This is a genomic window from Nocardia sp. NPDC003482 (assembly GCF_053588115.1).
The window spans coordinates 216,627-222,830 of record NZ_JBSFPI010000014.1 but is presented as its reverse complement, the minus strand read 5'-3'; the positions used below and the strand labels follow the sequence as shown (position 1 = coordinate 222,830).

Below are 6,204 nucleotides of genomic sequence, written 5' to 3'. Positions count from 1 at the left end.
CACACTATTGAGTTCTCAAAGAACACACGCACACACAATCTCCCAGGCTCTTCACCCGCTCGATCGTGAGGCAACTTTTCCAGCTTAGCTCAGCCGAGAACGCGGATCCAAATCCGTGATCTTGGTGGAGCCAGTGTGATCGTCAGGCGCTCCCCGTCCAACCTCGTGTCCCGGTCCTCTCGGCTCCGGGTCGGTGTCCGTGTCGCTCTGACCCGGAATAAGTTACGTGCCACCAGATTCGATGTCAAATCGCCTGGTCAGACAGGGTTTTGTCAAGAGACGCGCGTGACGTCCGCGCCGAGCGAACGGAGGTTCTCGACGAAGTCGGGATAGCCCCGGTCGATGTGGAAGACGTCGTGCACCTCGGTCACTCCGTCGGCGACCAGTCCGGCGAGCACGAGTCCGGCCCCGGCGCGAATATCCGAGGACCACACCGGCGCGCTCGACAACCGCGGGATGCCGCGGACCACCGCGTGGTGACCGTCGGTCCGGGCGTCGGCGCCGAGGCGAATCATCTCCTCCACGAAGCGGAATCGCGCCTCGAAGATGTTCTCGGTGATCATCGACGTGCCGTCGGCGATGGCCGCGAGCCCGATCGCCATCGGCTGGAGGTCGGTCGGGAAGCCGGGGAACGGCAGTGTCGAGAAGTTCACCGCGCGCGGCCGCTCGGCCTGCACCACGCGAAAACCGTCCGGTTCGAACGAGATTCGCGCACCGGACGAACGCAACTTGTCCAGCACGAGGGACAGATGCTTGGGATTCACCCCGGTCACCCGGACGTCGCCCTGGGTCATGGCCGCGGCGATGCCCCAGGTGGCCGCGACGATCCGGTCGCCGATCACCCGATGCGTCGTGGGTTGCAGCTTCTGCACGCCCTCGATGGTGAGCACCGAGGTCCCGGCTCCGCTGATCCGCGCGCCCATCCGGGTGAGCATCGTGCACAGGTCCACGATCTCCGGTTCGCGCGCGGCGTTGTCGATGACCGTCTCCCCCTCGGCGAGCACCGCCGCCATCAGGATGTTCTCGGTCGCGCCGACCGACGGGAAGTCGAGCCGGATGCGCGCGCCCTGCAGCTCGTCGGCGCGGGCGACCAGGCAACCGTGCTCGATTTCGCTGGTCGCGCCGAGCAATCGGAGCCCGGCCTGATGCATGTCCAGCGGGCGCGAGCCGATCGCGTCGCCGCCGGGCAGCGCCACCACCGCGCGTTTGCACCGGGCCATCAGCGGTCCGAGCACGCAGACCGAGGCGCGGAACTGGGTGACCGCGGGGAAGTCCGCGTGGTACTTGGGTTCGGTCGGCGTGGCGATGGTGACCACCGCGCCGTCGACCACCACATCGCAGCCGAGCCCGCGCAGCACCTCGGCCATCAGCGGCACGTCGAGGATGTCGGGGCAGTTGCTGATGGTCGTCGTGCCCTCCGCCAGCAGGGCGGCGGCCATCAATTTGAGGACGCTGTTCTTGGCGCCACCGACCGGGACCTCGCCGACGAGCCGACTGCCACCGGTCACCAGAAACCGTTCACTCACGGGGGTCAGCCTAATGGTCGGTGCGGTCGGTCGCGGCGTCTCCATCATCGGAACCTCCGGGGCGCCACAGCACATCCCCGTCCGGATTCGCCACCCGACCGAGGATGAACAGCAGATCGGAGAGGCGATTCAGATATTTCGCGGGCAGCGCGTTCGTGTCGTCCGGGTGTGCCGCGACGGCGGCCCACGCCGAACGTTCGGCGCGCCGGGCGACCGTGCGCGCGGTGTGCAGCAGCGCGGCCAGCGGGGTGCCGCCGGGCAGGATGAACGAATTCAGCGGCGCCAGTGCGGAATTGAACTCGTCGCACCACGCCTCGAGCCGGTCGATGTAGGGCTGGGTGATGCGCAGCGGCGGATATTGCGGCTCGGCGACCACCGGCGTGGACAGGTCGGCGCCCGCGTCGAAGAGGTCGTTCTGAATCCGGCGCAGCACGTCGAGGATGCGCGGTTCGGGGTGCCCGAGGGCGATGGCGACGCCGATCGCGGCATTGGTTTCGTCGCAGTCGGCGTAGGCGATCAGCCGCGGGTCGGTCTTGGACACCCGGGAGAAATCGCTCAGTCCGGTGGTGCCGTCGTCACCCGTCCGGGTGTAGATCCGCGTCAGATGCACACTCATGTAGACAGTATGTCCGCCTCACAGTGTCGGGCGGCGGCGGATTCGATCGGACGGCCGCGATTCGACCCAGGACAGGAAGGCGGTGAGCGCAGCGCGGTCGAGTGCCAGTTCGTAGCTGCCGTCGCCGTCGGAGACCGCGATGACCGCGATCTCGTCGGTCATGATGTCGTATTCGTCACCGACGGGGCCGCGCCGATCCACGACCTCGATCCCCTTGCGGTGGATCGTCGAATCCGCGCCGAGTTTGAGGCTGGTCAGCTTGAAGAAGACCATCCGGTCCTCGTCGTAGCGGATCAAACCGTGCCGCCAACCCTGCCCACCTTTGGCGGGTAACACCCGCAGGATCGCTGCCGTCCCACCCCGCCGCAACATCACGAACCGGTAGATGGAGGCCAACGCCAGGCCGACGAGCAGCAGCACCAGAATGATCAGAAGCACCATCCCGGTCCGCAATCCAGGTCCGTCCCTTCGCTTTTGCCCCTGTGTCGTCGCGAGTGCCGTGCCATCCCGAACAAGGCCACCGTTGTGGCGAGTCTACAAACCACCCCTACCTCGGGGACGGGCGGCACGCCCCGACCCCGGTCGAGCCTATCCGCCGACCAGGGTCGCGGGCGGGTTCTCCGGCGAAAGTTGCCCTGGCGCAGGCACTTTCAGTCAGCCGATGGTGAACGGCGCACCCCAGACTGTGACCATGCTCTCGGTGTTGTCGGTCGCCACATCGGCGGTGACGAACGAGCGGGCCTGGGCGTAACCGCCGCAGCCGTCGACGGCGAAGGTCTCGTCGGTCCACATGACGCTGGCGTGCGGCCCGTGGATCTCGTTGTACTGCTTGTGGGATTCGTTGCCGTAGTCGTCGGGCTTCTCCAGGTCGAGCAGGTACCGGACGACGGCCTGCCCCGGGCCGATGACCAGGGTCTCGGTGTCGCCGAGCGTATTGGCGAAGACCGGTGGGACCCCGGCGGCGAACGTCTCGCTGCCGTTCTCCGTCCCCGCCGAGGTGAGGCCCTCGATCGCCACCTGGCAGCCGACCACGTACCCCGGATAGATCTTGATCCGGGCCGAACCCGCCTTCGGCCCGGCCACATCGACCACCCCGCGACCGGAGGTCCACACGTTGCGATGCACCGGGGTGTCGCCCATGGACGGATTGATATTGGCCGATTCCCCGTCGATCGACACCGTCACCTCGGTGCCGTCGCCGAGGGTGCGATTGATGGTCCCGCCCGGCAGCGGAATGAAGGTGTCGGCGTGGGCGCTGCCCGGCGCCCCCAACGCGACACCGGCCAGCACCGCGGCCGCGCCGAACACCTTGCTCCTGCGCAACATTCGATCTCCTTCGCGTCGGGACCGCGTCAGCCGAGGCTGAACGGCTGGCCGTAGAGAGTGACCTTGGCGTAGTCGGCTCCGATGATCTCGACCACCGAGAACTGGCGGGCCTGGGCGTATCCGCCGCAGCCCTGGATCTCCATCGGGAAGTCCTGGTAATTCATGTGGTACTGACCCGAATCGGTCATATCGATGTTGTTGATCTGCACCCACTTCACCTCCCCCGGGGCGAGCGGAAAGGAAATACCACCGGCGATCGCGGGGCCGGAGGTGGACACGGCCAACCCGGCCGAACTCGACAATTGACCCAGCGAAACCTGGCAGCCGACAACATATCCGACCGTCAGCCCCGAGGCCCCGTGCGTCGACGAATCATTGGTGCCCGGATTGTTCTGTGCGCCGTTGTTCGGCCCGACCACACCCGGCGGCGTTTCGACGTCCGCGGTGACGTTCCCCGACACCCACGCCGTGCGTCCGGCCCCGTTGGCGGCCAGCGACGGCGAAATGAGAACGCGCTCACCGGTACTGGTGATCGAAATGCCCGGCCGCTCGATATGCCCGTCGGGCAGCGGGACGAAGGTGTCCGCGCGCGCCGCTCCGGGTGACCACAATCCGATCGCCGAAATGGCCGCGGCCGCACCGACGAGCACGCGCATGCCGAGGCCGACGCCCTTTGGTTTATTCATTCACCCCTCGCTCGTTTGTCGCGAGGCCGCGCACGTCGAGACCCGGGCAGCCACGCTGCGTCAACTCGATGGAGAACGATGGAAACCGAGGGAAATCCTCGTGGACGCAATTACAGCATTACCGCGTGAAATTCCGGCGCCGAAACGCCGTGTGGCGGCCCCGGAGAGTTCCGGGACCGCCACACGCGTGAATCGAATTGTCGCCCTTGGGCGATCAGGCGTCGGCCGCCTCCACGGCACGCACCCGAGCGCGCGCCGCGTTCTGCGCCTCCTCGGAGGCGTTCGGATCGGACAGCACCGACCGCGCGGACTCGACGTCGATATCGGCGGCGAATTCCGCGGTCTCCGCGAGGATCCGGACGGTCTTGGCGGTGACGGAGAAGAATCCGCCGTGCACCGCGGCGACGATGCGCTCGCCGTCGGTGCCGACGATCGTCACCGCGCTGTCCTCGGCCAGCTGGCCGAGCACCGGCTCGTGGCCGGGCAGGATACCGATCTGACCCTCGGTGGTCTGGGCGCTGACGAAAGTCGCCTCGCCCGACCACATCCGGCGTTCGATGGAAACCAGATCGACTGACATTTCCGCCATGGTCGACTACTTCCCGGCGATCTTCTTCGCGGCCTTCTCGACGTCGTCGAGACCACCGCAGGAGTTGAACGCCTGCTCGGGGAAGTGGTCGAACTCGCCCTTGCAGACCCGGTCGAAGTCGTCGATGGTCTGCTCCAGCGGCACGACCGAACCCACCTGACCGGTGAACTTCTCGGCCACGATGAAGTTCTGGCCCAGGAACTTCTCCAGGCGACGGGCGCGGCCGACGAGGACCTTGTCCTCCTCGGAGAGCTCGTCCATGCCGAGGATGGCGATGATGTCCTGAAGTTCCTTGTACTTCTGGAGGATTCGCTTCACCTCGTTGGCCACCGCGAAGTGCCGGTCGCCCACGATCGACGCCTCCAGGATGCGGGAGGTCGAGGTCAGCGGGTCGACGGCGGGGTAGATGCCCTTCTGCGAGATCGGGCGGGAGAGCTCGGTGGTCGCGTCCAGGTGGGCGAAGGTGGTCGCCGGGGCCGGGTCGGTGTAGTCGTCGGCGGGCACGTAGATCGCCTGCATCGAGGTGATCGAGCGGCCGCGGGTCGAGGTGATCCGCTCCTGCAGCTGGCCCATCTCGTCGGCCAGGGTCGGCTGGTAACCGACGGCCGAGGGCATGCGGCCCAGCAGGGTCGAGACCTCGGAACCGGCCTGGGTGAACCGGAAGATGTTGTCGATGAACAGCAGCACGTCCTGGCCCTGCACATCGCGGAAGTACTCCGCCATGGTCAGCGCCGACAGGGCGACGCGCATACGCGTCCCCGGCGGCTCGTCCATCTGGCCGAAGACGAGCGCGGTGTCCGGCAGCACGCCCATCTCTTCCATTTCCAGGTGCAGGTCGGTGCCCTCACGGGTGCGCTCACCGACGCCCGCGAACACCGAGGTGCCCGAGAACTCCCGCGCGATACGGGTGATCATCTCCTGGATGAGCACGGTCTTGCCGACGCCCGCGCCGCCGAACAGGCCGATCTTGCCGCCCTTCACGTAGGGGGTCAGCAGGTCGATGACCTTGATGCCGGTCTCGAGGATCTCGGTCTTGCCCTCGAGCTGGTCGAAGGCGGGGGGCTCGCGGTGGATGCCCCACTGCTCGCCGTCGCGGCCGGTGCCCGGCGCGTCGAGACAGTCGCCGAGGGCGTTGAAGACGTGGCCCTTGACGACGTCACCGACGGGCACCGAGATCGGCTTGCCGGTGTCGGCGACGTCGACGCCGCGGACCAGGCCGTCGGTCGGCTGCATCGAGATGCAGCGAACGATGTTGTCGCCCAGGTGCTGTGCGACCTCGAGGGTCAGCGTCTTGGCGACCGAGGGCAGGGTGACCTCGGCGTGCAGGGCGTTGTACAGCTCGGGGATGGCGCCGCGGGGGAATTCGACGTCCACGACGGGGCCGATGACCCGGGCGACGCGGCCTGTGCCAGCGCCCGCCCGGCTGGTGTTCTCAGCGGTAACTGCTGCGGTCATTTGTTC

At 67.3% G+C, this 6,204-nt stretch carries 7 protein-coding genes; all 7 read right to left on the bottom strand.

What is annotated here, in order from left to right; all coding sequences use genetic code 11:
- Nucleotides 1–272: 272 nt before the first annotated feature.
- Complete coding sequence (murA, locus tag ACWDSJ_RS23235; RefSeq protein WP_387371169.1) at nt 273–1,526, bottom strand: UDP-N-acetylglucosamine 1-carboxyvinyltransferase; 1,254 nt, start codon at nt 1,524–1,526, stop codon at nt 273–275.
- 10 nt (nt 1,527–1,536) lie between these two features.
- The gene (locus ACWDSJ_RS23230; protein ID WP_450034188.1) at nt 1,537–2,142 is read right to left on the bottom strand and encodes a cob(I)yrinic acid a,c-diamide adenosyltransferase; all 606 of its coding nucleotides are present in this window, start codon (nt 2,140–2,142) and stop codon (nt 1,537–1,539) included.
- Nucleotides 2,143–2,160: 18 nt separating this feature from the next.
- Nucleotides 2,161–2,583, bottom strand: coding sequence for a DUF2550 domain-containing protein (locus ACWDSJ_RS23225; protein WP_387371165.1), 423 nt, complete (start codon nt 2,581–2,583; stop codon nt 2,161–2,163).
- A 213-nt stretch (nt 2,584–2,796) separates the two neighbouring features.
- Nucleotides 2,797–3,468, bottom strand: a complete 672-nt coding sequence (locus ACWDSJ_RS23220) for an MspA family porin (protein ID WP_387371163.1) — start codon at nt 3,466–3,468, stop codon at nt 2,797–2,799.
- A gap of 26 nt (nt 3,469–3,494) precedes the next feature.
- Complete coding sequence (locus ACWDSJ_RS23215; protein ID WP_387371161.1) at nt 3,495–4,154, bottom strand: MspA family porin; 660 nt, start codon at nt 4,152–4,154, stop codon at nt 3,495–3,497.
- Nucleotides 4,155–4,368: 214 nt separating this feature from the next.
- Nucleotides 4,369–4,743, bottom strand: a complete 375-nt coding sequence (locus ACWDSJ_RS23210) for a F0F1 ATP synthase subunit epsilon (protein ID WP_387371159.1) — start codon at nt 4,741–4,743, stop codon at nt 4,369–4,371.
- 6 nt (nt 4,744–4,749) lie between these two features.
- A complete protein-coding gene (gene atpD / locus ACWDSJ_RS23205; RefSeq protein WP_450034187.1) occupies nt 4,750–6,198 on the bottom strand; it encodes a F0F1 ATP synthase subunit beta in 1,449 nt (482 codons plus the stop codon).
- Between the last annotated feature and the right edge of the window lie 6 nt (nt 6,199–6,204).

Excerpts from the sequence above, each read along its gene's own strand:
- ACWDSJ_RS23230 (WP_450034188.1), bottom strand. The coding sequence starts at position 2,142 with ATGAGTGTGCATCTGACGCGGATCTACACCCGGACGGGTGACGACGGC.
- ACWDSJ_RS23210 (WP_387371159.1), bottom strand. The coding sequence starts at position 4,743 with ATGGCGGAAATGTCAGTCGATCTGGTTTCCATCGAACGCCGGATGTGG.
- atpD (WP_450034187.1), bottom strand. The coding sequence starts at position 6,198 with ATGACCGCAGCAGTTACCGCTGAGAACACCAGCCGGGCGGGCGCTGGC.
- ACWDSJ_RS23215 (WP_387371161.1), bottom strand. The coding sequence starts at position 4,154 with ATGAATAAACCAAAGGGCGTCGGCCTCGGCATGCGCGTGCTCGTCGGT.
- ACWDSJ_RS23220 (WP_387371163.1), bottom strand. The coding sequence starts at position 3,468 with ATGTTGCGCAGGAGCAAGGTGTTCGGCGCGGCCGCGGTGCTGGCCGGT.
- ACWDSJ_RS23225 (WP_387371165.1), bottom strand. The coding sequence starts at position 2,583 with ATGGTGCTTCTGATCATTCTGGTGCTGCTGCTCGTCGGCCTGGCGTTG.